General features: G+C 45.9%; 23 protein-coding genes. 11 read left to right on the top strand and 12 right to left on the bottom strand.

What is annotated here, in order from left to right; genetic code table 11:
• Positions 1 to 7: 7 nt before the first annotated feature.
• Positions 8 to 982 (top strand): protein translocase subunit SecF, encoded by a 975-nt coding sequence (gene secF / locus LOZ91_RS12255; RefSeq protein WP_171255744.1) that lies wholly within the window; start codon positions 8 to 10, stop codon positions 980 to 982.
• A gap of 47 nt (positions 983 to 1,029) precedes the next feature.
• Here secF and LOZ91_RS12250 read toward each other — a convergent pair whose 3' ends face one another.
• From LOZ91_RS12250 to cysM, 5 genes are all read right to left on the bottom strand, one after another.
• A complete protein-coding gene (locus tag LOZ91_RS12250) occupies positions 1,030 to 1,683 on the bottom strand; it encodes a hypothetical protein (RefSeq protein ID WP_159516640.1) in 654 nt (217 codons plus the stop codon).
• A gap of 100 nt (positions 1,684 to 1,783) precedes the next feature.
• Complete coding sequence (locus LOZ91_RS12245; RefSeq protein ID WP_005098082.1) at positions 1,784 to 4,093, bottom strand: bifunctional (p)ppGpp synthetase/guanosine-3',5'-bis(diphosphate) 3'-pyrophosphohydrolase; 2,310 nt, start codon at positions 4,091 to 4,093, stop codon at positions 1,784 to 1,786.
• A 44-nt stretch (positions 4,094 to 4,137) separates the two neighbouring features.
• Positions 4,138 to 5,514, bottom strand: coding sequence for a 23S rRNA (uracil(1939)-C(5))-methyltransferase RlmD (gene rlmD / locus LOZ91_RS12240; protein ID WP_005098083.1), 1,377 nt, complete (start codon positions 5,512 to 5,514; stop codon positions 4,138 to 4,140).
• A 6-nt stretch (positions 5,515 to 5,520) separates the two neighbouring features.
• The gene (locus tag LOZ91_RS12235; RefSeq protein WP_005098085.1) at positions 5,521 to 6,339 is read right to left on the bottom strand and encodes a 3'-5' exonuclease; all 819 of its coding nucleotides are present in this window, start codon (positions 6,337 to 6,339) and stop codon (positions 5,521 to 5,523) included.
• Between the two features lie 18 nt (positions 6,340 to 6,357).
• A complete protein-coding gene (cysM, locus tag LOZ91_RS12230; RefSeq protein WP_005168623.1) occupies positions 6,358 to 7,287 on the bottom strand; it encodes a cysteine synthase CysM in 930 nt (309 codons plus the stop codon).
• 366 nt (positions 7,288 to 7,653) lie between these two features.
• Here cysM and LOZ91_RS12225 point away from each other — a divergent pair, with 366 nt between their 5' ends.
• The 5 genes from LOZ91_RS12225 to rsfS all read left to right on the top strand — a co-directional run bounded on the left by LOZ91_RS12225 (position 7,654) and on the right by rsfS (position 13,579).
• Complete coding sequence (locus LOZ91_RS12225) at positions 7,654 to 10,461, top strand: ATP-binding protein (RefSeq protein ID WP_244783278.1); 2,808 nt, start codon at positions 7,654 to 7,656, stop codon at positions 10,459 to 10,461.
• A gap of 105 nt (positions 10,462 to 10,566) precedes the next feature.
• Positions 10,567 to 11,355, top strand: a complete 789-nt coding sequence (locus LOZ91_RS12220) for a crotonase/enoyl-CoA hydratase family protein (protein WP_100329837.1) — start codon at positions 10,567 to 10,569, stop codon at positions 11,353 to 11,355.
• Between the two features lie 36 nt (positions 11,356 to 11,391).
• Positions 11,392 to 12,261, top strand: coding sequence for an NAD(P)-dependent oxidoreductase (locus LOZ91_RS12215; protein ID WP_005168630.1), 870 nt, complete (start codon positions 11,392 to 11,394; stop codon positions 12,259 to 12,261).
• A 40-nt stretch (positions 12,262 to 12,301) separates the two neighbouring features.
• The gene (locus tag LOZ91_RS12210; protein ID WP_100329839.1) at positions 12,302 to 13,090 is read left to right on the top strand and encodes a TIM barrel protein; all 789 of its coding nucleotides are present in this window, start codon (positions 12,302 to 12,304) and stop codon (positions 13,088 to 13,090) included.
• A gap of 81 nt (positions 13,091 to 13,171) precedes the next feature.
• Positions 13,172 to 13,579 (top strand): ribosome silencing factor, encoded by a 408-nt coding sequence (gene rsfS, locus LOZ91_RS12205; RefSeq protein ID WP_005098092.1) that lies wholly within the window; start codon positions 13,172 to 13,174, stop codon positions 13,577 to 13,579.
• 258 nt (positions 13,580 to 13,837) lie between these two features.
• Here rsfS and LOZ91_RS12200 read toward each other — a convergent pair whose 3' ends face one another.
• The 3 genes from LOZ91_RS12200 to LOZ91_RS12190 are packed head-to-tail and all read right to left on the bottom strand — an operon-like array spanning position 13,838 to position 16,749.
• Positions 13,838 to 15,283, bottom strand: coding sequence for an NAD(P)(+) transhydrogenase (Re/Si-specific) subunit beta (locus tag LOZ91_RS12200; protein WP_005098093.1), 1,446 nt, complete (start codon positions 15,281 to 15,283; stop codon positions 13,838 to 13,840).
• A gap of 3 nt (positions 15,284 to 15,286) precedes the next feature.
• Positions 15,287 to 15,610: a proton-translocating transhydrogenase family protein gene (locus LOZ91_RS12195; RefSeq protein WP_004281642.1), complete on the bottom strand. Its 324-nt coding sequence runs from the start codon at positions 15,608 to 15,610 to the stop codon at positions 15,287 to 15,289.
• Positions 15,611 to 15,621: 11 nt separating this feature from the next.
• The gene (locus LOZ91_RS12190) at positions 15,622 to 16,749 is read right to left on the bottom strand and encodes a Re/Si-specific NAD(P)(+) transhydrogenase subunit alpha (protein ID WP_180072739.1); all 1,128 of its coding nucleotides are present in this window, start codon (positions 16,747 to 16,749) and stop codon (positions 15,622 to 15,624) included.
• A 972-nt stretch (positions 16,750 to 17,721) separates the two neighbouring features.
• Here LOZ91_RS12190 and LOZ91_RS12185 point away from each other — a divergent pair.
• On the top strand, positions 17,722 to 18,909 hold the full coding sequence (locus LOZ91_RS12185) for an MFS transporter (protein ID WP_005098097.1): 1,188 nt from the start codon (positions 17,722 to 17,724) through the stop codon (positions 18,907 to 18,909).
• Positions 18,910 to 18,923: 14 nt separating this feature from the next.
• Here the strand turns inward: LOZ91_RS12185 and LOZ91_RS12180 are convergent, their stop codons facing one another.
• Entirely contained in the window at positions 18,924 to 19,568 is a 645-nt protein-coding gene (locus tag LOZ91_RS12180; RefSeq protein ID WP_180050882.1) for a hypothetical protein, read from the bottom strand.
• Positions 19,569 to 19,850: 282 nt separating this feature from the next.
• Here LOZ91_RS12180 and dusA point away from each other — a divergent pair, with 282 nt between their 5' ends.
• Positions 19,851 to 20,867 (top strand): tRNA dihydrouridine(20/20a) synthase DusA, encoded by a 1,017-nt coding sequence (gene dusA, locus LOZ91_RS12175; protein WP_244783290.1) that lies wholly within the window; start codon positions 19,851 to 19,853, stop codon positions 20,865 to 20,867.
• Between the two features lie 75 nt (positions 20,868 to 20,942).
• Here the strand turns inward: dusA and LOZ91_RS12170 are convergent, their stop codons facing one another.
• Entirely contained in the window at positions 20,943 to 21,455 is a 513-nt protein-coding gene (locus LOZ91_RS12170) for a hypothetical protein (protein WP_100357996.1), read from the bottom strand.
• Positions 21,456 to 21,684: 229 nt separating this feature from the next.
• On the bottom strand, positions 21,685 to 22,959 hold the full coding sequence (gene coaBC, locus LOZ91_RS12165) for a bifunctional phosphopantothenoylcysteine decarboxylase/phosphopantothenate--cysteine ligase CoaBC (protein ID WP_005168644.1): 1,275 nt from the start codon (positions 22,957 to 22,959) through the stop codon (positions 21,685 to 21,687).
• A 113-nt stretch (positions 22,960 to 23,072) separates the two neighbouring features.
• On the opposite strand from coaBC, the gene radC reads away from it, so the two are divergent.
• Positions 23,073 to 23,774 carry a DNA repair protein RadC gene (gene radC / locus LOZ91_RS12160; protein WP_244783277.1) on the top strand — a complete coding sequence of 234 codons (702 nt, stop codon included), beginning with the start codon at positions 23,073 to 23,075 and terminating at the stop codon, positions 23,772 to 23,774.
• A 65-nt stretch (positions 23,775 to 23,839) separates the two neighbouring features.
• Positions 23,840 to 24,751 carry a bestrophin family protein gene (locus LOZ91_RS12155; protein WP_004281608.1) on the top strand — a complete coding sequence of 304 codons (912 nt, stop codon included), beginning with the start codon at positions 23,840 to 23,842 and terminating at the stop codon, positions 24,749 to 24,751.
• A 74-nt stretch (positions 24,752 to 24,825) separates the two neighbouring features.
• Here LOZ91_RS12155 and LOZ91_RS12150 read toward each other — a convergent pair whose 3' ends face one another.
• The gene (locus LOZ91_RS12150) at positions 24,826 to 25,680 is read right to left on the bottom strand and encodes a PHP domain-containing protein (protein ID WP_244783276.1); all 855 of its coding nucleotides are present in this window, start codon (positions 25,678 to 25,680) and stop codon (positions 24,826 to 24,828) included.
• Positions 25,681 to 25,724: 44 nt separating this feature from the next.
• Here LOZ91_RS12150 and LOZ91_RS12145 point away from each other — a divergent pair, with 44 nt between their 5' ends.
• Positions 25,725 to 26,336 carry a septation protein IspZ gene (locus LOZ91_RS12145; protein WP_005168649.1) on the top strand — a complete coding sequence of 204 codons (612 nt, stop codon included), beginning with the start codon at positions 25,725 to 25,727 and terminating at the stop codon, positions 26,334 to 26,336.
• The last annotated feature ends 7 nt before the right edge of the window (positions 26,337 to 26,343 follow it).

Raw genomic sequence — 26,343 nt, 5'->3', positions numbered from 1 at the left:
GAGATCGATGATGACTGAAAATACTCAACTGAATCAGAAACAGTATGGTCGCCCTGAAGACGAACGCGTCATTCCGTTTATGAAGATTGCTTTGCCTGCGGCATTGTTGTCTATCTTCTTAACGGTTGCGAGTCTGTTCTTTATTGCCACTAAAGGTCTGAACCTGGGTCTGGACTTTACCGGTGGTGTGGCAGCCGAGCTGAACTATACCAATCCGGTCAAACCGGAGGATGTTTCCAAGGCACTGAGCCAGGCTGGCTTCAACGATGCCGTGGTGCAGACTTTAGGTTCAGAACGCGACCTGATGGTACGTATGCCCGTTCAGGAAGACATTGAAGCTGAAGACCTGACTAAAGCGGTCACAGCAGCGGTTCAGCTGCCAAATAATGCGGCAGAGGTACCGAAGCTTGATGTAGTCGGCGGACAGGTGGGTAATGAGCTGTATGTCCGCTCTGGTGGCGCGGTGGCACTGGCACTCTTGCTGATGCTGGTCTATGTCACCATCCGCTTTGAGCTCAAACTGGCGATCGGTGCAGTACTGTCGCTATTCCATGACATCGTGGTGACCCTCGGGATTTTTGCCATGACGCAGTGGCCATTTGACCTGACGGTACTTGCGGCACTCCTTGCGATCATTGGTTTCTCACTGAACGATAATATCGTGGTCTCTGACCGTATCCGTGAGAACTTCCGTAAGATTCGGGGTGCAGAACCGCTTGAAGTGATTAACATTGCCCTGACCGAAACCTTACGCCGTACCATTCATACCTCTATGACGCTATTGCTGGTTGTTGTTGCAATGATGCTCATGGGTGGTGATGGCCTGAAATGGTTCTCGATTGCGATGTTTGTCGGCGTTTTTGTCGGTACTTATTCTTCAATCTATATCGGGACTGGATTTGCACTTTGGCGTGGTTTAAACCGTCAGGACTTTATCGTGCAAGTCAAGCCAGAATTTGAAGACGAAAACCAGATTCCCTAATCTGAGATCTCATTTTCATCGTTCAGCCCGTCCTAGGATGGGCTGAATTATTTCTGCTGTTTGAATGTTGAAGTAGCCGGCAGAATCGCAATCACTGGATGGATTTTTTCAATATCTGTTTTTTGGAAAATGACTTTCCGATTTTCATCCAGACTTCGAAATTCATAAACATCCTGAGCTTCGCCCAACTCTTCTAAAATGAGCTGCAAGCCGTTGACCAGATACACACAGCACATCCCAAAAACTGGCAACTCTTTATCACAAACCAGCCACCAGTCCGGTTTCAGAATGGGAAAATAATAGTGCTCTGCCACCTGAATCGCATAATGCTGTGCTTGCAGATGAAAAATATCTTGATTGAACGAAACCATAGAATCTATGGGATTGAGTTTAAAGGCCTGCTGCTGTACCACCTGCATCTGAAATAAAGCGACCTGTTCTATAGCTGTAGCAAGTTCAATCTTCGGTTCGACCGTCTGATCCAGAATTAAATGAGCTAAGCCAAGTTGCTGTTCCAGTTCCCTTGCCACCTTCTCTCCGATCTGGCGTTTGCTATTCAGTAACTGCGCGATATAAGCAGCAGACAAGCCAAAATGCTCGCAGATCTCTTTGCCGGTTTTAAATTGCTGGGTGTCAATCAGCTGATCAATCACTTTTGTCAGATGATGTCGTCTTCGTTCAAATATTTCTGGCGCACTCATATCGGTCTGTTGATCTGTTTTTATCCATTTTGTTCAAATACCTTACAATAAAAAAGCCCACAATTGAATTGCAGGCTTTCTTCAGCTTAGAAATAAAGAATTAAGTGCCCTGTACCAGACGGCGGGCGCTGATAATGCCCGGCTGCTGTTCAAGACGCGCCAGCAGTTTGGAAAGTTGCGCCAGACCTTTAACTTCAATCAATAGCTTCATATTGGCAATACCGTCCGCTTCCGAAATAGTATTGACCTGACGGATATTGATCTGGTCGGAAAAAATCACTTGCGTCAGATCTTTGAGCAGACCACGTCGATCATAGGCTTCCACCACAATCTGTACGCTCTGGCCACGTGTTGGCTGCATTTCCCAGTCGGCTTCTACCGCACGTTCAGGCTCTTGGGTGATCATGCGCACATAGTCCGGACAAGCCACCTTATGAATGCTTACCCCACGATTCAGGGTGATATAGCCAGCGATCGACTCACCATGCACCGGTTGGCAACATTGCGCGACATGCAGCTCTACGTTATCCAGCCCGTCAATCAGAATACCGTGCGCTGACAGGGTATGACTGGCACGCGGATTCAGCGCTGGCTTCAGCACCAGCTCAGGTTCATCCTGATCCAGATGCATATGACGATTCACCTGATTAATCAAGGCATGCAGGCTGATATCACCATTGACCAGATTCACCAGAATGTCATCACCAGTTTTGACATTAAAATGATTGCAATAATCACTCAAATCGATCGATTTTGGATGAATCGCCAGACGTGACAATTCTTTATTCAGCACTTCACGGCCGACTTCCAGGTTTTTACTGCGGTCCTGTTGACGGAACCAGTGGCGCAACTTGTCGCGCGCACGTGCAGTCTTGATATAACCCAGAGAGTTAACCAGCCAGTCCCGATTCGGCTCACGGTCTTTTTTGGTCAGAATCTCGACCTGTTCCCCGGTTTTCAGGGTATAGGTCAGTGGCACATAGCGCTGATTGACACGCGCGGCATAGCATTTGTTACCAACTTCGGTATGCACATGATAAGCAAAGTCGAGCACAGTTGAATCACGCGGCAACTCTTTGATATCACCATCACGACTAAACACATAAATTTTTTCGAAGCCTTCGAAGTCTTGAATATGTTCGAAGTTTTCGATTTCATCTTCTGCTTCTTTATGTGCACTGGACTCATTGCGTTCCTGATAATGCTCGAGAACTGCGCGTAAAGAATGCAAACGATGATTAAAAGAATGATCGGTGGTTTTCGAGCCTTCTTTATAATTAAAGTGCGAACACACCCCCAGCTCTGCTTCTTCATGCATGCTGTAAGTACGAATCTGCACTTCAAGTGATTTGTTCTCGGCAATTACAGCCGTATGCAGGGAACGATAGCCATTGGCTTTTGGATTGGTGATATAGTCATCAAACTGATGCGGAATATGTCGCCAGATCTGATGTACAATCCCTAAACTGTGGTAACACTCCGGTACGCTCTTGACCAATACCCTTAAGGCACGAATATCATAGAGCTGGTCAAAACTCAGGCTCTTGCTTTTCATTTTTCGATAAATCGAATAAATGTGTTTTACGCGTCCGTTAATTTCAGCTTCGATGCCATATTCAGACAATTCATTGCGTAATTTATCAATCACGAATTGAATATATTGCTCTCGTTCTAAACGTTTTTCATTCAGTAAAGAAGCAATTTCTTTATAACGTTCTGGCGCAAGATAACGGAAGGCCAAGTCTTCCAGTTCCCACTTTAACTGGGCGATGCCTAAACGGTGCGCCAGTGGTGAGTAGATCGTCAGAATTTCTCGGGCAACCCGTTCCTGACGCTCACGCGAGGAATTGGTCAGCTCACGCAAGGCATAGGTACGCTCTGCCAACTTCACCAGAACCACACGCACGTCTTCGGTCACTGAAATCAGCATTTTATAAATGCCGGACAGATGTTCACGCTGATTATTATCGAAATGGTCTTCCAGACGTTTATTCTTTTCGATCAGTTCAGACAGTTTACCCATGGCCAGCGTGCCCTTGACCAGGCTATGCACTTGCTCGCCAAACTTCTCTAACACTTCAGTCAGTGGCATGACGCCTTCACGCACCGAACGATAGAGCATGGCCGCGGACAGGGTATCTTCATCGACATGCAGATGTGCCAAAATATCCGCCATCTCAATACCGGTATAAAAGGTATTGGAACGATGCTGAACCGTACTTTGCAGCTCTCTTTCTAATGTTAAGTGGGCGACTTCTTCGAGCTGCTGTAAAGGTGCCCCATCTAATATGCCACGAACCCGATCCAACCACTCAGTCAGATCGTGGTGTGCTTGTTCGGCATGTTCTACAGTCGTCTCCTGTGACAACTCATTGAGTCGTCCAGGGAGTTGCTCACGTACTGTGACCATACCCTTCTCCTACTTGTAAATACATCATTTCTTCAATCGTTCATTTAATTTTCTTTTTCGAACAATGCAATCGATTCAACATGCCCAGTATGCGTGAACATATCCATCACTCCGGCTTGAGTGAGGCGATAACCCTGTTGTACCAAGAGCCCTGCATCTCTTGCGAGTGTCGCAGGATTACATGACACATAAACGATTCTTTTTGCGCCAAACTGAGGAAGATAATGCATGACTTCTTCTGCGCCAGCACGTGGCGGGTCAATCAATAATGCATCAAAACCTTGATTTGCCCAAGTCTGGTGCGAGAAATCTTTGGTTAAATCTTGTGAATAAAAAGCAACTTGGGCAATACCATTATTTTTGGCATTTTCCGCACCGCGTTGCACCATTTCTTCACTCCCTTCCACTGCAATCACCTGACCAGATGTGCCTACACAGCGTGCCAGTGCTAGAGAAAAATTTCCTAATCCACAAAATAGATCCAGAACCCGCTCACCCTGTTGCAGCTGTAGCAAATTACATGCCAGCGCTACCATTTGCGGATTGATAGTCGAATTCACCTGAGTGAAGTCCACAGGATTAAAACCGAATTTCACATCAAAGTCATCAAGACTATAGTGCAAGCGCGCCGCGGCATCTGGAGCATCAATTCGCGAGAGTGTATCTTTGCCGGCAGGCTGCACATACAGTTGCCAGCCTTTCTGTAACGTAAATTCGCGCAATTGGTTGACATCAGCCACTGATAATTTTGCAGTTTCACGCACCAGTAAGGCAATATCCTGATCCCCCATGGCCAATTCTATATGACCAATGTCAGCCTTGCCATTGAGACTTTGCAGCAATTGTTTAAGGCTTGTAAGCGATCCAAATTCACGATCCAGAATCATGCAGCGATCAATCGAGGTTAATTTATTGCTTTGATTCTCACGAAAACCCACCACCAATGTGTCTTTAGCCGGCAGATAACGCACTCCGATCCGGGCTTTACGGCGATAATCTTCACGCTCGGAACGTAGCGGTGCAAGCCACTGCACAGGCTGGATGCCAGCAAAATGCTGTAAATGCGATTTCAGCACATTCTGTTTTAGTTCAATCTGTGCATCGGCTGCGATATGCTGCATATTACAGCCGCCACAGACCCCAAAATGTGCACAGATCGGCTTGACGCGAATTTCGGAAGCTTCGCTGAGTAATTCAAGACTGTCAGCTTCTTCCAGTTTTTTAACTTCACGGGTAATGCGAGCACGCACGGTTTCACCGGGCAAGGCATAACGGATAAAGACTTTCTTGCCGTGTTTATGCGGTGGATGATCCGGGTGTGAACCATAATGAGCGATGCCACGTCCCTCATGCGAAAGTGACTCAACCTGAAAAATGTACTCGGGTTGCTGGGTAGGACGTGTGTGTGCTCGATGCTTCATGAAAACCTAGGATGTGGGAGTTGGAAAATCAAAACGGGTAAAGTCAGTTCTTTGTGACGTTTCACGCCAAACCGATAAAAAGTCCGCATGCTGCGGTTGGGTATGCAAATATTGAATCGTACTGTGCAGCAAATGCTGATAATCCGGCAATAACAGCTGTCCTTTTAACAACAGCCAGCGGATATAGACCAGCCAGGTATTCAGCACATCGCCTTCACAATAAGAGGTCAGTTCGGTCCATTGCTGATTGCGGACATATTCAGGAACCCGATAGGCCCCGTCACCGCGTTTACCCGGATAACCCAGCAAATGTGCAACATCGTCCAGCTTCTGGAAATGACGCGCATGGAACATGGCCATCACATCCATTAAGTCGACATGACGATGATGGTAACGATTCTGGTAGTTATTATAACGCTTTTGCGTGTCAATTTCGCCCTGATCGAATAGACTCGGTGCAGAGAGTCCATGATACATGGCACGGTATAAAATCACCGGTAAATCAAACTGTGAACCATTCCAGCTGACCAGCGTCGGATGACGCTTATCAAAAATCGATAAGAATTTTCTTAAAATTTCCGCTTCAGAATGCTGTTCCCGGCTAAAAGAAAACAGCTTCATGCCCTGCTCATCGATCCATAAACCGGAAATACAGACAATTTCATGCAAGGGCGGACGCTGAAAATCAGAGCCTGAATCCTGACGGCGCAGTTTGGTCAGGGCCTGATCCAGATCTGCTTCAGGCAAGTCCAGACCAAATAAATGCGCGCCTGATTTGAGATCGGTTTGGGTTTCAATATCGAAAGTTAAAACAGGCAGGCGCATAACACAGTGCTCAAATAATTATTCAGAATCTTGCACAGAGAATAACCCTGTAGACAAGTAACGGTCACCACGGTCACAAATAATACACACAATGACGGCATCCGGATGTTCTTCCGCCAATTTGATGGAAGCCCACACCGCACCACCAGACGAAGTACCAGCACTGATGCCTTCTTTCTGCGCCAGCTTGCGCATGGTTTTTTCAGCTTCAATTTGTGGAATATCAATAATACGATCCACGCGACTGCGGTCAAAAATGGTCGGCAGATATTCTTCCGGCCAGCGACGGATTCCGGCAATGCTTGAACCATCAGATGGCTGTAAACCCACGATCTGAATCTCCGGATTCATTTCCTTCAGATATTTCGAGACACCCATAATAGTGCCGGTGGTACCCATAGAACTGACAAAGTGGGTAATCTTGCCACCGGTTTGCTGCCAGATTTCAGGCCCTGTGGTCAAATAATGTGCTTCGACATTGTCCGGATTGCCAAACTGATTCAGTACCAGACCCACGCCATCATTTTGCATTTGAGCGGCCAGATCACGTGCACCTTCCATGCCTTGTTCTTTGGTGACTTCAATCAGCTCGGCACCATAAGCACGCATCGCATCCTTACGTTCCTGACTCATATTGTTCGGCATGATCAGCTTCATTTTATAGCCACGCATCGCTGCGACCATCGCCAATGCAATCCCCGTATTTCCGCTCGTTGCTTCAATCAGGGTATCACCCGGCTTGATCTGTCCACGCTTCTCGGCCTGCATGATCATATTATAGGCCGGACGGTCTTTGACCGATCCTGCCGGATTATTGCCTTCGAGTTTCGCGAGTACTGTAGCTTGAGTGTGACTTGCCAGACGCTGTAAACGCACCAGTGGCGTTTTGCCGACATAGTGGTCTAACAAAAATTCATCTGCTTGAAAATCGGGGGTGGTATTACTCATTGTGTGCACCTATATCGAGGTGCGGCTATTGTATGAAAAAATGCTTTTCCCTGCATCCATTTAGCACTGCTTTTTCAGGAAACTCTCTAAAACGGACTCAGTATCCCGCTATAAACTTCATTTTCCTGTGATTTAGCAAGATCAAGCAGCTCAGCTGTGAATATAAAAGCGTTATTTTCAGCCCCGGATTTTCAGACGACTGAAGTCTTCATCGCCCGCTTTTCACTGTATTTCAACAATCATTTAACTGAAATCTCTTGTATTTTTAAAGGTTGATCTGAACCCTTATAAAAATAATGCTTAAATTTTAACTGTCGATTTAAAGCATGCTAATATGCCAGACATAAAGAAAATACTGCTTAAATCATGTCAACGATCAATAAAAAGCTGTTTAAACGCCTACACTTAAATCACGCCTATGGACAGTTGATTGCGCTGATTTTTGTGCCGATTACTATTTTGGCCTGTGTTGGCGCGATGCTGGTGTTGACTGAAACCTCGAATGCCGCACGTGCCCAGCAAAAGCAGATGGCGATTGCCATTATGACGCGTTTTCAAGGCACGTCTGAGTATGCACTGGATATTTTAAGCCTGTATCCCTGGCAATATGATCAGGCCCACAATGCCATGCAGAATATGCTCAATGAAAAGCATCTGGTTCGGGCAGCCATTCTGGATGACAGTGGCAAGAATCGTTTAGGTATCGGCTTTCAGGAACAGGCCGCTTGGCCCGATTTTGATAAAATCGGTAACTTTATTGGCCCGATTCTGTATAAAGACAATCATATTTATGCCATTAAAGTGAATGAAAACAGTTTCTCTAAAGGCTGGCTGGCAATTGAACTGGATAATCAGCCGCTGGCCATTGCCCGCTACCGGGTATTGATCGTATTGATTGCAACGGGTCTATTAACCTTATTATTGTTATTACTCTGTCTGAACTTTTACTCACGGCGCTGGATTGCACCGATGTATGAAATTCGCATGCAGTTGCAACGCCTGAATGCCGATACCCTCGGCCAGCATATGGTGATTAACAGCACCGGAGAGCTGCGTTTACTACAACGGGATATTGCCAATGTGGTAAAACGTCTGCATTTTAGTTTTCTGGAACTGCGCGAACATACTGAACAGACTGAAGATGATTTACGTCGTACTTTAGATACGCTCGAAGTACAGAATATTACTTACCGTCAGGCACGTGACCAGGCGATTTCAGCCAACCAGGCCAAGTCGGTGTTTCTGGCCAATATTTCCCATGAACTGCGTACCCCGCTCAACAGTATTGATGGCTTTATTCATCTGCTCTTGCGTCAGGGCAATCTCAGCAATGAGCAAAGTCTATATTTGCAGACCATTCGTAAATCTTCCGCACATTTACTGGCGCTGATTAATGATGTGCTGGATTTTTCCAAAATTGATGCCGGCAAACTGGAATTGGAAACCGCAGCTTTCGATCTGGAAGAAGCCATTTTTGATGTGATGGACATGCTCTCGCCACTGGCGGCACAAAAACATATTGATATGGCTTTCTACTACGCAGACAGCGTACCGAAACATGTGATTGGCGATGCGCTACGCTTTAAGCAGATTCTGACCAACCTGATTTCCAATGCGATCAAATTCACGCCGGATGGCGAAATCATCGTGCGGGCACGTATGGAACATGAGGGGATCGATCGATGTGTCTTGCATTTTAGTGTACAGGACAGCGGCATTGGCCTGAGTGGTACCGATCGTAAGAAGTTGTTTGAATCTTTCTCACAGGGCGATACTTCGGTCACCCGTCAGTTTGGCGGTACAGGACTGGGGCTGGCCATTTCCAAACAGCTGGTCAGCCTGATGCATGGCCAGATTGGTTTTGAAGATAATCAGGAACGTGCCCCAACCGAAAAAGGCTCGACTTTCTGGTTTACTGCACAATTCCTGGTCGATGAAGATACTGTAATTGATCATCCAGATTTCAATGAATTGACGGTGGTGTCTTATCTGGCCCATCCGGCAACCGCGAACGTCTTGCGTCATTATCTGGAAAATTATCAGGTCAAGCATATTGAATGCGCATCGATTCTGGATCTGTTTAGCCGCCTGAATCATCTACAGAACTCTGAAAACACCTGGCTCATCGTCGATCATAGTGGCGACAGCGAAGTCCTGTTACGCGAGATCCGTTCGCGTTATCAGGGTCATTTGGCCGTATATGGTTATCAGATGCAACTCGATCCAAGCATGCTGAACGACCATCGTGCCCGTGCTCTGCATCAGCCACTCAGCCGCAGTGCCTTGATTCAGCTGCTGGGCAATCAACCGGTCTTCGATCAGGAACAGCATGAAGACTTTAATGGTCAGGGCCTGCATATTCTGGCCGTCGATGATCATTTACCCAACCTGATTGTTTTGGAAGCATTACTCGCTGAACTGAATGTCACCACCAGCAAAGCCCTGAGCGGACAGGAAGCGATTGATATCATCCAGCGCCGTTATGAGCAGAAACAGCCGGCTTTTGATCTGGTCTTTATGGATATTCAGATGCCGGTGATGTCGGGAATTGATACCACACGTGCGATTCGCTCACTGGAATCGACCTTTGAAAACCATAACCGACTGCCGATTATTGCCCTGACTGCACATGCGCTGTCGGATGAAAAACATAAGCTGCTGCAAAATGGCATGGATGATTATGTCACCAAGCCGATCCAGATCGAGCAGATTGTGCAGATTCTGACCCACTGGACCACCGAACATTTTAAACGGCTTCCAGTGCTGGAACGCGCCCATGTGATTGATGCACTGGATCCGAATATTCTGGACTGGCAGCAAAGCCTGCAACTGGCAGCCAATAAGGAAGATCTGGCAGTAGACCTGTTGCGCATGCTGGTCGACAGTTTTGCCGATGAACTCACTGAAATGCAGCAGTTAATTGAGCTGGAAGATTTCCCGCAACTGGAACATGTCTTGCATCGTTTATATGGTGCAACCCGCTATGTCGGCGCACCAACTTTACAGAAAGTCACGGGCAGATTTGAACAGTTCGTTTCAACCCTGCGCAAAGAACGTCGCAAGGCCGACGAAAACTTTGTTCAAGACGTGCTGAAACATTTTGATGAACTTAAAGCCGTGGTCGAACAAGTTGAACAGGCCGCCCAGCAAATTCTGAAACAACATTTGAATTAAAACTTGAAGCTGCTCAGTCCGTGACTTAGAAAGTATGACTGAGCTGTCATGCAAGCTCATAGGCCGCATGCTATGCTCGGCTCAGGAAAAATAAGGAAGAATGCCATGTCACTCGTGCGCTTGGAAAAAAATAACGGCATTGCCACAGTTACACTGAATCGCCCGGATAAACGCAATGCCATGAGCTTTGCCCTGCTGCGTGAACTGGTTGCGACTGCGCAGAAAATCAAAAAAGATAAAAGTATCCGTTGCGTCATTTTAACCGGTGAAGCGCAGGTGTTTAGTGCCGGCATTGATCTGGCCGATTTAAATAATCCTAAAAATCGTGCCTATGCGGCCTGGGAGTTAATCCGTCCGGGTCAGAGCCTGTTCCAGAAAGCCTTTCTGGTCTGGCAGGAATTACCGGTGCCGGTGATCGCTGCGATGCAGGGCTTCTGTTTTGGCGCTGGTATGCAGCTTGCTCTGGCCGCAGATATCCGTATTGCACATCCTGATACCAAAATGTCGATTATGGAAACCCGTTGGGGACTGGTACCAGATATGGGACTCAGCCGTTCGCTGAAAGGCCTGATTGGGATTGATCTGGCCAAAGAGCTGACCTTGACTGCCCGGATTTTTGACGGTGCCTATGCCAAAGAGATTGGTCTGGTTACCCATGTGGATCAAGAACCACTGGCACGCGCACAAGCATTGGCTGAGGAAATGCTGCAACGCTCTCCGGATGCCCTGATGGCCTCTAAGTTTGTACTGGATGCCATGCAGCATCGCCCAAATAAATCTTTACGTATGGAAAAAATCTGGCAGCTCAAATTATTGCTAGGTAAAAACAGTCAGCTGGCTCGCAAAAAGGACAAGAATCCGGAAGTCCAGTTCGTGCCACGCCAATATAACTAAATCGAGTTAGAGTCCAAGCAAGGAATAAGAAAAAGCATGCAGTTAAATCGCGATACTAAGATTGCCTTTTTGGGTATGGGCCTGATGGGACGCCGGATGGCGACCCGTCTACTACAGGCAGGTTTTCAGGTCGCGGTATGGAACCGTACCTCGGCGGCTTGCCATCCCTTAATCGACTTGGGTGCAACTGCGCTGTCTTTGAATCAGATTGCGGATTATCCAGTGATTTTGACTTGCTTGGCAGATGATCAGGCGGTGCAATCGGTCTTTGAGCAGATCGTGCCGTATTTGGTTGCCGATCAAATCATTGTGGATTTTTCCAGCCTTTCGGTGCAGCAAACCCACGCGCTTGCAGCACAAGCACAGACCAGACAGGTGAACTGGATTGACTCCCCAGTTTCAGGCGGTACCGCAGGTGCTGAACAAGGCAGTCTGGTGATTTTTGCCGGTGGTGATGCCACAATGATTGAACATCTTGACCCAATTTATGCAGCACTTTCACAGCGCGTTACCCGTATGGGCGACACCGGTACTGGTCAGGCGACCAAAATTTGTAATCAGCTCATTGTCGCAGCCAATAGTACCCTGATCGCGGAAGCAGTGGCATTGGCGGGCCTTGCAGGTGTAGATACACGCCTACTGGCACCTGCCTTGGCGGGTGGTTTTGCCGATTCCAAACCTTTCCAGATTCTGGCGCCACGTATGGCCACACAAACTTTCGAACCGGTGCAATGGAAAGTGCAGACCTTATCTAAAGATCTGAACAATGCCGTGCAACTGGCCCAAAGCTTTGACCTGGATGTTCCGGTCGCGACTCAGGCCTTATCACAGCTGCAAATCCATCAGGCCCAGGGCTTTGCCGAGGCCGATCTGGCCACTGTGATTCAACAGCTCAAGCACGCATAATTTTTACTTTTGTAATACCCTGAATATATAAGGAAAATACATGATTAAACTCGCCGTTAACCTGTCGATGATTTTTACCGAAGTGCCACTCATCGAACGCTTCGCACTGGCTCGAGCACAGGGCTTTAATCATGTCGAAATCCAGTTTCCTTATGAATTAACGATTGGCCAGATTCAAAATCAGCTCAGCATCCATCAACTGAACTTATGCCTGATTAATGTGCCTGCCGGTGATTTAATGCAGGGCGGCCATGGCCTGGCCGGTATCCCGGGGCGGGAAATCGAGTTCCGTCATGCTGTTGAACAAGCCATCCAGTATGCCACGGCCTTAAATGTACCTCGGGTCAATATTCTGGCAGGCAAACAGCCTCTGGATTGTGACCTGTTGCCCTGCCTGAATACGCTGGCAAGTAATCTGAAAATGGCCTGTTCAATGCTGCTCGAGCATCAAATTGAACCGGTCTTTGAAATGGTCAATGGCACCGATATGCCACGTTTTTTGATTCAAAATGTTGCACAAGCTCAGGAAATGCTGGAAGCAGTCAATCATCCGGCCTTAAAAATGCAGTATGACTGCTATCACATGGCGATGATGGGCGAAGATGTACTGGAAAATTTAAAAGAAAATATTCACCTGATTGGTCATATCCAGTTTGCGGATTGTCCGGGACGACATCAACCCAATACGGCGTCCATTCAATATCATGATATATTTCAGTGGTTAAAACATAGTCAATATCAAGCTTATGTCGCTGCCGAATATAAGCCGATGCAGCATTCCAATGACTCCTTTGTCTGGAAAGCCGAATTCTTTCCGGAGCATGACTGAGTGGACTGCGGCTTCATTTGAAATTCAGCACTAAAACCGCTATATTAGACCATGCATAATTGTTAGGAAATTACACACCCCATGAATTTAGAACCATCGCCCAGCGCTTCTAATTCTCACGATCTTACTATGAATTCAAATTCTCAAGCTGTACAGGACTGCTTAAAAGTCGTACATGCTGCACTTGAAGATGTAAAAGCAAAAGAAATTGTTGAGCTTGATGTCAGCGGTATCAGTAATGTGGCTGATGCTATGGTCATTGCAAGCGGCACATCGACACGTCATATCAAATCACTGGCCAATAACGTTGCTGAAGAAGCACGTAAAGCTGGCTTCCGTCCGCTTGGTATTGAAGGCGAACGTGATGCTGAATGGATCCTCATCGACCTCGGTTATGTAGTGGTTCATTGTATGCTTCCAACAGCGCGTAAATTCTATGATCTAGAAAGCTTATGGCGCAATCCTGCAGATACAAACTCTGTAGCGTAAAATCAAATATTCAAAAAAGCGACCTGTGTAGGTCGCTTTTTTATTGCCTGTTCATCGGACTTTATAAGCATTAATACAACTCAAGCTACAGCTATTTTTCTTTAATTTTCATCTTGTCTTATGCACCGATTTGATGGGTATTTTAGGATAAATTCATCATAAACATAGACGTTCGATGACCGCTCAATCATCTTTTTTCCAAAATATAAAATAAAAAATCCCCCTTTATTAAAGGGGGACTTAGGGGGATTTAAATGATTAGTGACCCGTACCATTAATCGCTTTGGTCATATCTTCCACCACTTTCTTGGCATCACCGAAGATCATCATGGTCTTGTCGTTATAGAACAAGTCATTGTCCAGACCTGCATAACCGGTCGCCATTGAACGTTTGATTACCATAATAGTACGTGCTTTATGCGCTTCCAGAATCGGCATGCCATAAATCGGCGATGTTGGATCATCTTTGGCTGCCGGGTTGACAACGTCGTTTGCACCAATCACCAGCACCACATCCGTTGCCGGGAAGTCAGAGTTGATCTCATCCATCTCTAAAATATCTTCATACGGCACATCAGCTTCAGCCAGCAATACGTTCATATGACCTGGCATACGACCTGCCACCGGATGAATTGCAAAACGTACGGTTACGCCCTGCTCTTTTAAGATGTTCGCAAGTTCTTTGACCGCATTCTGTGCACGACCTTGCGCCATTCCATAACCCGGTACAATCACCACGCTGTCCGCATTTGACATGAGGAAGCCCGCATCATCTGCTGAACCAGAACGGTGGTTACGTTGTACCTGCTCACCCGCACCTGCTGTCGGCGCAGCTGTACCGCCCATTGCGCCACCAAACAGAACGTTGATGATTGAACGGTTCATGGCTTTACACATGATATAAGACAGAATCGCACCTGAAGAACCGACCAGTGAACCTGCCACAATCAGCATGTTGTTTTCAAGCGTGAAACCAATCCCGGCTGCAGCCCAACCAGAGAATGAGTTGAGTAGCGAGACCACCACCGGCATATCACCACCGCCGACAGGTGCAATCCATACCCAGCCAAAGACCAGTGCAAGTGCTGTCATTGCCCAGAATGCGGTCATATTCCCTGTTGAGAAGAACATGAAACCAAACACCAACATGGCAATAAAGATGATGGCCTGAACAGGTTTTACCCATGCGCCAGAAATGGTTTTTGCCCATTTCTTCGCAGCCAGTTTTCCATAAGCAAAGACTGATGCTGTAAAGGTAATTGCACCGACAAAACAACCCACGAACAGTTCAAATAAATGAACACGGCTCATTTCATGGAAATTGACGCCATTGGCCGCCAAAAGGTCTGGACCGAGTTCAATCAGTTTGTTGTTATGAATAATTGCAGCAATCGCAATCAAGACCGCAGCCAGACCCACCAATGAGTGCATCAGCGCCACAGTTTCTGGCATTTGGGTCATAGGGACAGTACGCGCACGGGCAATACCCACCACCGCACCTGCTACCATTGCGCCCACAATCATCCACACCACAGGATTATCTGCAACAAAGAAGGTGGTCAATACTGCAATCGCCATGGCGATCATACCGTAACGGTTACCTTGGATTGCAGTTTTAGGACCTGATAAACCACGTAGCGTCAGGATAAAAAGAACGGCACCAATCAGGTAGAACCAATCCGCATATTCTCGAATCATTTCCATGGATTAACCCTCTTTTTTCTTTTGCTTAGGTTTAAACATTTCCAGCATACGTGCAGTCACGGCAAAGCCACCGAAAATGTTAATGCTCGCCAGGAACACCGCAATCGCGCCAAGTACGCTCACCACGTTAATGGTCTGGAAATCCACGCTGCCTTCAACACCGATCACCGGCAGACCAACAGTCTGGATCATTGCACCGACAATAATGATCGATGACAAGGCATTGGTGACCGCCATCAACGGCGTATGCAATGCTGGTGTTACACCCCACACCACGTAGTAACCTACGAAAATGGCAAGGACAAAAATCGTAATTGTTTCAACCATGAGTCTTCTCCTTAACCACGTTTTAGCAGCACTTGGCCGGCATGAGTGACAAGTAGGGCTTTTTGAATTTCTTCTTCTGGATTCAGGACAAAATTCTTGTCGGCATCAAACAGCGTTTCGACAAAATTAAACACGTTACGTGCATATAAAGCCGATGCTTCAGTCGAGACTGTCGAAGGAATATTGGGAATACCGAGAATTTTGACACCATTGCCGGTATGCACGGTTTCACCGCATTTCGAACCTTCAACGTTACCGCCAGATTCCACTGCCATATCTAAAATGACTGAACCCGGTTTCATTTTCGCAACTGTTTCAGCACGGATTAAACGCGGTGCATCACGGCCGGGTAAAAGCGCTGTGGTAATCACAATGTCAGCATTTGATACGGCTTTATCCACAATGGCAGCCTGATCGCGGATGTATTCCTCACCCGGCATCCAGCCATAACCATTCTTGGCCGCATCCGCCGCTTTTTGCTGCTCTTCGGCAGACATCGGCACGTCCAGCCATTTACCGCCCAATGATTCCACTTGGTCTTTTGCTGTTGGACGCAAGTCTGTGGCTTCCACAATAGCGCCTAAGCGTTTTGCAGTGGCAATGGCTTGCAGACCCGCGACCCCGACGCCCATGATCACCACACGGGCCGGTTTGACCGTCCCCGCAGCCGTCATTAGCATCGGGAACATGCGCTGGTATTCAGCCGCAGCCAGAAGGACTGACTTGTATCCTGCAAGGTTGGCTTGAGAAGACAAGACATCCATATTCTGCGCACGAGACAAGGTCCGTGGCAAAAGTTCCAATGCAAATGCAGACACGTTCTGTGCCGCAAATTGGTCAAGCTCAGTATTACGGTAAGGATCAAACATCGCTACGATGGCGGTGTTCGGATTGAGTTTTTGAATTTCCTCACCTTTCGGTGCACGAACTTTTAAAATCAATTGACTGCCGGTGTAGGCATCATCCGTAATTTTGGCACCAACTTGTTCATAGGCACTATCGATATAGGCAGCTTTAAGCCCTGCACTACGTTCGATAATCACGCTATGTCCTGCGCTGATCAATTTCTTTACTGTCTCTGGCGTCGCAGCGACGCGATTTTCACCGACAACAGTTTCGGCTGGAATTCCGATCTGCATGAGCGTTCCTCAAGCTAATTTTTCTTAAGTAAACATCGCTTAAACGATGCTTCCCCTCAGGATGTGTTCTTGTTGAATTTTTGGATTCTAATCAAACTGTTTGAAATTACTACCTACTATTTATTTAATAAATGCCTATATATTGAACTGATGATTCATAAAAATGTTGCTGTACTGGTGCGTGGCTTACATACGCCAAATATTTATATTTGATTATTTTATAAACGATATTCATTTACCTGAATGAAAACCTGAAAATGCGCTCGGCTGATAAGCCGCCTACTTGAGATTTCTTTTGTTACATTGATCTTTCTGACCAAAATTCCTGTTTTGGTTCTTTAGGCTACCCGTTTCTGAATAGGTCTCTCTGCTAAGGACAGCGGCACTTTAGCTTTCCAAGTTTTCTAAATTTGACTTTATTGACAAATAAAGAACTTATTCCCGATAAGCTATCTGATCTGTAAAGTAATACCTTTTATTCAATTTAGTTATGATTTAACACCCATCGAGCTAGGGTTGAATTGATGGATGTGACACAACGAGATCTGTGGGTCTAAGGATCAATTATCTCTAAAATGATCAGACCAAGAGGAACAAAAATCTTGCTGACCATTTATTATATTAATGTCATAAACCGAATAAGTGACTAAAATAAAGTTTATGCACCATATCTGCGCATAAAATGAGAGCCATTATTTAATTTTTTTCATTTTCAGGGGATTTTCCGTTCTTTCTTTGTCCTATGCGTTGTAATAAAGCCAGCTATTGATCAAAAATCTGGCAACCTGATCATTCCTGACTGGTTTTCTAATTCAAGTCTTGTGTAGTCCTTGCGATCTAAGATCTTTTCATTGAGTCATTGTAATATTTTTCTACTTTTAAAGCCTAAAGTTCTCACTTATAGTGCCTTTCATTCCTGCATCAATGCGCTGCTTGTTTTAAATTCTCCTCGGCTTAGATAAGGTTGCTGCTATGAACACGCCCCTCGATATCAGTCAAAACAAGCCCTTATTATGGCTGATGGCGATTGCCTGTGGTTTATGTGCCGGCGCCAACTATTATTGCCAGCCACTGATTTCATCGATTCAGCAATATTATCAGGTGCCGGAATCACAAGTGGCACTCACCGTTACCTTTGCTCAAATCTCTTATGCATTAGGCCTGCTGTTTATTGTACCTTTGGGCGATATGCTGAATAAAACCAAGCTGATTCCCTTTCTCATGCTGGGTGCAGCTGCAGGTTTATTTATTTGTGCCAGTGCGATAAACCTGCCGATGCTGTGGGTTGGCACCATCATTGCCGGACTGTTTTCCGTGGCTGCACAGATTCTGATTCCCTTGGCCACCATGGCAGTCAAACCGGAAAAAACTGGAGAAGTAGTGGGTTTCCTGATGAGCGGCTTGCTGGTCGGTATTCTGCTCTCGACCAGTATTGCGGGATTATTGTCCGACCTGTTTCACTGGAAAATGATCTATATCGTCAGTGGCATCAGCATGCTGGCTTTAAGTTTTTATCTGCGAGGAAAATTACCGAGTCTGCCACGCCTAAGAATCAGCTATGCAGCGATTTTCAAATCTATGGCGAGCTTATTAAAACATGAACCACGATTGGTCTTGCGCTCTCTTACCGGTGCTTGTGCTTTTGCCGCCATGAGCATGCTGTTCTCGACCATTGCCCTGCTGCTGACCCAAGAACCTTTCCAGCTGTCTGATGTCATGGTCGGTCTAGTGACACTGGTCGGCGTCTTTGGCGCATTGTCGACTCAATTCATTGGTAAATGGGCCGATCGGGGCCATATCAAAACCTTGAGCTGGATTGGCTGTTCGATCCTGATTGGGAGCTGGCTGTTCCTATATTTTGGTGCGGTATCGCTGCTGAGCTATATTCTGGGCTATGGACTGATTAATCTGGGGTTGGCGATTACGCATAGCTGTAATCAGAATGTGATTTTCCGCCTGCGCCCCGATGCCAAATCACGGGTCAATTCACTGTATATGACCCTGTATTTTATTGGCGGTGCCTGTGGTTCAGCCTTAGGGGTTTATGCCTGGCATCATGGGGGCTGGAGCATGACCTGTATGGCAGGACTCGGGCTGGCCCTAGGCGCTACCCTATTCGCCTTACTGGATCAATGGCATCACGCCCGGACAGCAGCCTAGATGCTTAACTATACTTAGCTGACTTGAGCCGCTGGATAGAAAGGTTTATTTAAATCTAGAGCAACTGAATTTTCCAATAAAATACAGATAAAGACCGGCAGCAAAGCGGCCAGAATCCGACAGCTTTCCTCGAGTAACTTGTGGTTCAGGGAACTATGATAAGTAATTCCGCCCTGCATGAGCTGATGGTGTAATGTATATAAACGACGAAACACCCCGACTAAAATTTCGACAGAATTCCGCTCATTTAAAGCATGCTGTATGATTTTTTTCTGTGTTTCCAGTTCAGCATTACAGCATTCCAGACTAATTTTCTGGTGACGATAATCCCAAAAACTTTGTTCCATATAGGGGTTCGCTAAGAGTGAGTGGATTGGCTGACTGTACTTTTCCCAGACAATATGATTAATCTTCTGGTCCAGATCATTTTGGCAAAGTATTTCTAGAAATTGACGCAGCTTATCCTTTCCCTGAACCCGATCATCCTCTTCTGCATAAATAGCCTGAAAACCAATCCATAGACTGATGAATTTAAAATCCAGATCTTGATCCAAGTCTAGCGCTTTTTTAAACCAGCCTAAGCCACGATGAATTTTTAAGTTAAAATGTGCTGAATTTTGTGCTTTATGGCTTTTATAAATCTCCTCCAATAACAGCATAATTATTCTCCTTATTTCTATCATTTTTTATATTGGTGTTTCTACTATCAAAATATACCATTCTGGAATGACTTGGAATTCTAATTTTATTTCTTGTTTTATGTCCTGGACTTACTGGCTTGACTCAAGTTCGCCGGGTCGTTCTGCTGATTTTATGCTAGTATTACGCCCTCTTTTTTTGCGATGTTGGCCTAGCGAGCTTGGGCAAAAAAAATAATCTTTGGGTGATTTATTCATCCCTTCTTCTTCCATTTCGTTAAGGCATAATTTTGAATGACTGATCTGACCACCATTGAAAATAAACTTCAACCACGAATCAGTGTTGCCCCGATGATGGATTGGACCACCAAAGACTATCGCTTCTTTGCCCGTCTGTTTAACCCAAATGTGATTATGTACACTGAAATGGTCACCACAGGTGCCATCATTTATGGGGATGCCAAACGGCATTTGGACTTTAACACCGAAGAACAGCCGATCGTGCTACAACTTGGTGGCTCGAATCCTAAAGATCTCGCGATCTGTACCAAGATGGCACAGGATTGGGGTTATAACGAAGTCAATTTAAATGTGGGTTGCCCGAGTGACCGGGTACAGAATAATAAAATTGGGGCCTGCCTCATGGCTGAACCCGATTTAGTCGCGGAATGTATTGCTGAAATGCAGCATGCGGTGGATATTCCAGTGACTGTAAAACACCGGATCGGGATTGATGATATGCAGTCTTATGAAGAAATGCTGCATTTTGTCGATACCGTAGCCAAAACCGGCTGCAATAATTTTATCGTACACGCGCGCATTGCCTTATTAAAAGGTCTATCGCCTAAAGAAAACCGCGATGTGCCGCCCCTGCGTTATGAAGATGTTTATCGCCTGAAGCAGGATCGTCCTGATCTGCTGATTGAAATCAATGGCGGGATCAAGACCTATGCCGAAACGCTGGAACATCTCAAACATGTCGATGGCGTGATGATTGGTCGTGAAGCCTATCATAATCCGTACTTATTGGCTGAACTGGGCCAATTGTGGAATCTGGATGCACCGGATCGTTTCGAGATCATGCAACAAATGCTGCCTTATATTGCCCAGCGCATGGCAGAAGGTGCACCATTGTCAATTATTAGCCGTCATATTTTAGGACTGTTCCAGAACTTGCCGGGTGCACGTAAATGGCGTCAGGCACTAAGCGGTGGCAATGCCAAAACCTTGAAAGATGTGGAAACTGCGCTGTTTAATATTCAAGAAGCAATGCAACGTACTGAAGACTATGTGCGTGAACATCAGCAAGTTGAATTCTAAATACGAATTTAAAAGTCTAATCGATATAAAAAAGCACCGATCATCGGTGCTTTTTTATAGAGATGAGCGAAGACGTTATTGAGTATATGCGGTGATATTACCGACCGGAACCGGTTCTTCCTGATAAGAAACACCTTGAAATTCTGGCTCGGCAATGGGTGTGACCAGAGAACCGTGCTCATGTTCTTTTGACTCATCTACAGGTTCCAGGTCATCTAAGGCTGAAGCCAGCTGCTGTAACTCCCGATCCAGTTGCTGCCGGTATTGCTCTATTTCAATTTCATCAATAAAAGCAAAGGCATCCTCTTCGATCGACCACCTATAGCCTCCATCGACCTTAAAAATTTTGACATTGACCGGATATGCCTCCCCCTGATAATTCAGATGAGAAATCGCTTTAAATTGATTGCCCTGCCGCTGGACAATTTTGACCTTCTGCACAGTAAAACGATAGCGTTGATAATCCTGATTGGAATTAAATTCCTGTTGCATCTGCGCTTGAATATTTCTGGCCAATTCATCCATCGAGACAAAGTAACTGCATCCAGCCAGACAGGCGATCATCCATAACACAATGATTGTTCTCATAGCGCCTCCTTCTTTTTCTTTCCTGTTCCTGCTTATAGCTGATATATGCAGTATTGTTATGCTTGCTTATTCTGTGACCTATTTTATGCTTTTTTGAAAAAACAAGAAATAAGCAGTGCATGAATCATGACTAAATTATTTAAGATTTCTACAGCTTTTTGAATAAATGATAAAAATTTACTCATAAAAAAGCCCTGAATCTAACAGGGCTTTTTTTGTGAAGATTCTTTTAAAAATCGTCATCACTGGATGGATCACGATGCAAGGCATCATGAATCGCTTCAATCAGCTGCTGGGCAATTTCCTGCTTGGAGGCTTTTTCCAGATCACGCTTATCCATCTGATACTGTTCGGCAAAAAATACGGTCATGGCATTTTCATCCGACGCAAAACCGATATCGTCACGTGAGACATCATTGCAGGCAATCATATCCAGTTTTTTCGCGACCAGTTTGCCCGCGGCATATTCTTCAATATTGCGGGTTTCCGCCGCAAAACCGACCATAAACGGACGTTTCTCTTGCTGGGCGATGGTCGCAACAATATCCGGATTTTTCACAAGCGCCACATTCAGCTCATCGCCAGATTTTTTAATTTTGTGTTCTGCAACTTCCGCCACGCGGTAATCCGCCACCGCAGCAGTTGCAATAAAAATATCACAGCCATCTTCCAGCATCTGCATGCTTTCATTGAGCATTTTTACGGCAGAACTGACATTTTTGCGTTTGACACCATTTGGTGTATCCAGAGTCACTGGCCCTGCAATCAGGGTCACATCTGCCCCAGCGGCATAACAGGCAGCTGCCAGAGCAAAGCCCATTTTACCGGTACTGTGATTGGAAATATAACGTACCGGATCAATCGCTTCACGGGTTGGACCGGCGGTGATGGTGACACGTTTACCCGCAAGCTGACCAAATTTTTCTGCGATCGCACGCTGTGCTTGATGGAAATATTCTGTGACTTGTCGTGCCAGATCTTCCGGCTCAGGCATACGGCCTAAACCCACATCGCCACAGGCTTGAGATCCGGCATCCGGCATGATCACATGCACACCATCTTCAATTAAAGTGGCCAAGTTGCGTTGTGTTGGCTTAGCTGCCCACATTTGCTGGTTCATGGCAGGCGCTACCCAGACCGGTGCCTTGGTCGCCAGATATAAAGTACTGAGCAAATCATCTGCCAGACCTGCTGCAAACTTTGCCAAGGTGTCACAACTTGCAGGTGCAACCAGTAACAGATCCGCCCAACGTGCCAGCTCGATATGCCCCATACCTGCTTCCGCTTCAGGATCCAGTAATGCCGTATGGACCGGATTGCCTGATAAGGCTTGAAACGTTAAAGGTGTAATAAAAGCCTGTGCCCCTTGGGTCATCACCACCCGCACATTAAATCCAGCATCTTTCAGACGACGAACCAGAATCGCACTTTTATAGGCAGCAATGCCGCCAGTCACAGCTAAAATGATATTTTTATGAGGAATTACACTTACGTCGAAGCTCACAAACAGGCTACCTTTCTGTTGCAGTGGGGCTCACAATAGCATTAAATAACCGCATTCCCAAGAGATCGGCTTGCGGGAAAACTGATAATTCATAATAAATAAGTCTAATAACTATGCAATTTTCTATTAAAAACTGGCCGGAACAAGAACGGCCGCGAGAACGCTTAATTCAATATGGCGCAGAAAGTCTGTCCGATGCCGAGCTACTGGCCATCTTTCTTCGTTCGGGCTCCCAGCAACATTCCGCAGTCGAACTTGCCCGACTCTTGATTCAGCATTTCGGTCATCTCACTGCCTTACTGGATGCACCTTTACAGGAAGTCAGCCAGTTTCATGGCATGGGCATCAGTAAATATACCCAACTCATGGCCGTCAAGGAACTCGGACGGCGTTATATTTCCGAACATCTGAAACAGGATGCACTGGAGCTCAATAATTCCAAACGGTTACGGGATTATTTACGTTTTGAACTGCTCGGTGAAACTCAGGAAGTGTTTGCAGTGCTGTGTCTGGATGCCAGTTTAAGAAAAATCAGCTTTAAAAAACTGTTTTATGGCTCAGTGAATGCATGTGATATTTCGATTAATCAATTACTGCGCTATGCAATTACCCAGCAGGCAACCTCAATTGTAATTGCGCATAATCACCCACTCGGCCGGGCCTATCCATCTTCAGCAGATCTGCATCTGACTCGCCAGATTCAGCAAGCCTGTCAACTGGTCGATATTTATTTAATCGACCACTGTATCATTGCCCTAGAGGGCAGTTTTTCTTTTGCCGAGCAGCAACTCATTCAACCCGAAATACACAGGTGATTAGCACTTGACAAAGCAGGCACAACTCCACAAGATCATGAAAAAAATTGTGATGATTCCAATAAATGATCGTACGTGACCAGCCGACTGTTTTTAAACTGCTGTTTTCCTGGCGGGGGACGATTTTACCTAAAGTTTTACCACCTTTAGGCGTGGTGATGCTGATGTCAGCTATCATTGGTGGCTTATCACATATTGGCTATTTTCATTTTCCAGAATTACCCCTGGTCGGATTTACCCTGATTGGAGTCGTGCTGTCGATCTTTCTCGGATTTAAGAACTCGGCCTGTTATGACCGCTGGTGGGAAGCGCGCAAACTTTGGGGTATTTTGATTGCCAATTCACGTCATTTTGACCGGGATTGCAGGATGCTGTCCCAAGGTCGCCGTGAGCGTGTGATTCAGCATGTGATTGTCTTTGCCAATGTTCTCCGTGACCGGCTACGCCATCAAACAGCCAATCCGACCGAACTGGTTGAAACCAGCGGCATGAGCCAGCAAGCGGTGACCCAGCTCTATCAACAGGCCAACGCGCCGCAATATACCTTAAGCCTGATTCAATGGGAGTTAATGCAGGCACTCAAAGAAGGTGAAATCTCAGACATCATCTATATGCAGATGAATAATCATGTGGCAGAACTAAGTATTGTCCAGACTGGTTGTGACCGGATTGCGACAACGCCTTTGCCTTTTGCCTATTCGGTCTTGCTGAATCGTACCGTCTATTTTTTCTGTTTTATTTTGCCTTTTAGCCTGGGTTCAACATTGGGTTTATTTACGCCTTTGCTGGTCGGAATTTTGGCTTATACCTTTTTAGGACTAGATGCCTTAAGCTCAGAAATTGAAGAACCTTTTGGCACGCAAAGTAATGATTTGCCACTGGACTCAATGGTGCGTACAATTGAAATTGAACTCTTAGGCACGCTGGGCAAACCAACCCCACCACCGATTCAGGCCAAAGATCATAACCTACTGTAATTTATTCTTCTCTTGCCCTTTTCTATCAGCAAAAGGCACTTCTGCTTTGCAAGAACAAAGTTCGAGTAAAGCACTCAATCAACAAAACTCTCCCAAATCCCGACTTGTCCCGGTTTTAGGCTCGGCACATTCCCGAGTCTGATCCATGGCATATGGTCGCCATGAAAGTCACTGCCAATCGAAACTTTCAGACGATGCTCCGCAATCATCCGATCGACCATCTGGCGAGTGGAACTTGGATCTACCGCTGGCGGCAGTTCAACGGCGTCGCCACCAAACTTGGCAAAGATCTCGATCAGATAACGAATGTTGGTCGCAGATAGGTCATATTTGGTCGGATGTGCCAGCACTGCAAAACCGCCACTTTCATGAATCACCTGAACCGTGTCTTCAAGACTCAAGCCATCAAATTTGACATAGGCTTTCTTGCCTTCCTTGATGTACTTATCAAAAGCCTGTTGCGGGCGAGTCACAATACCTTTTTCTACTAAGGTTTTGGCAATATGCGTCCGTGTTACCCGATCAGGGATATTATCGACTTTGACCAGTACATCGGCATAAATATCCTGACCAATTAAAGGAATCAGTAAGTCACAGATCTGTTTCGAGCGTTCCGCCCGGATTTTCTGCTGCTGATTGAGGGCTTTTTGTAAAGGCTCAGGATTTTGCATATTCAGTGCAACAATATGCACGCCATAATTTTTCTTGGTGGCTGGACGTGACCACTGGCTGGAGATTTCCACCCCAGAAATGATCTTAATCTCATGATTTTTAGCGGCTTCTTGTGCCAGTTCCAGGCCATCCATAGTGTCGTGATCTGTCAATGCCAAAGTATGCACCGATTTCTCTACGGCAGCCTCGACCAATTGCTGTGGAGTTAAAGTTCCATCAGAAATATTGCTATGTGTATGTAAATCTACGCCGTGCATCTCTATACTATGACATTTATTTAATCAGATTTAGATACTCTAACATGAAAGCACTTTTAGACTTTGTGCCACTCATTATTTTCTTTTATTTATATAAAACTGTAGATCCAAAAGACACTGACCATCAACTTTTGCAATTGATCGGTTCTGCGGGGGGTGTCGACAATAATAATATTCTTGTGGCAACCACTGGTCTGATTATTGCTATGCTGGTGGTCTATGGTGCGTTATTTGTCATGCAAAAATTCCGCCTGGATAAGCAGCAATGGATTGTGCTGTTTATGACCGTGATTTTTGGTGGGATCACTCTGATGCTGAGCGATGATTTTTATATCCGTTTAAAGGCGGTATTGCTGAATCTGGTCTTTGCCGGCGTATTCCTGCTGTCGCCTTGGTTTAGTAAAGATAAAAAGCCACTGATTCAGCGTCTGTTTGGCCCGGTTTTCAACTTAAGTGAAAAAGGCTGGATCAAACTGAACTATGCCTGGGTCGCCATGTTTGCACTGATGTCATTTTTACATACCTTCTTTGCCTACTTGTGGCTGGATGGAAAATATTGGGGCGAATTCACGGCATTCGGTGACATGATCGTGATGTTTTCCTTTATCATTATCCAGTTTATTGTATTGCGTAAATACTTTAAGACTGCTGAATAAATCCAAC

The sequence above is a fragment of the Acinetobacter sp. F-1 genome (genome assembly GCF_022869025.1).
Lineage (GTDB): Bacteria > Pseudomonadota > Gammaproteobacteria > Pseudomonadales > Moraxellaceae > Acinetobacter > Acinetobacter pseudolwoffii.
This window is presented reverse-complemented; position numbering and strand designations above follow the sequence as displayed.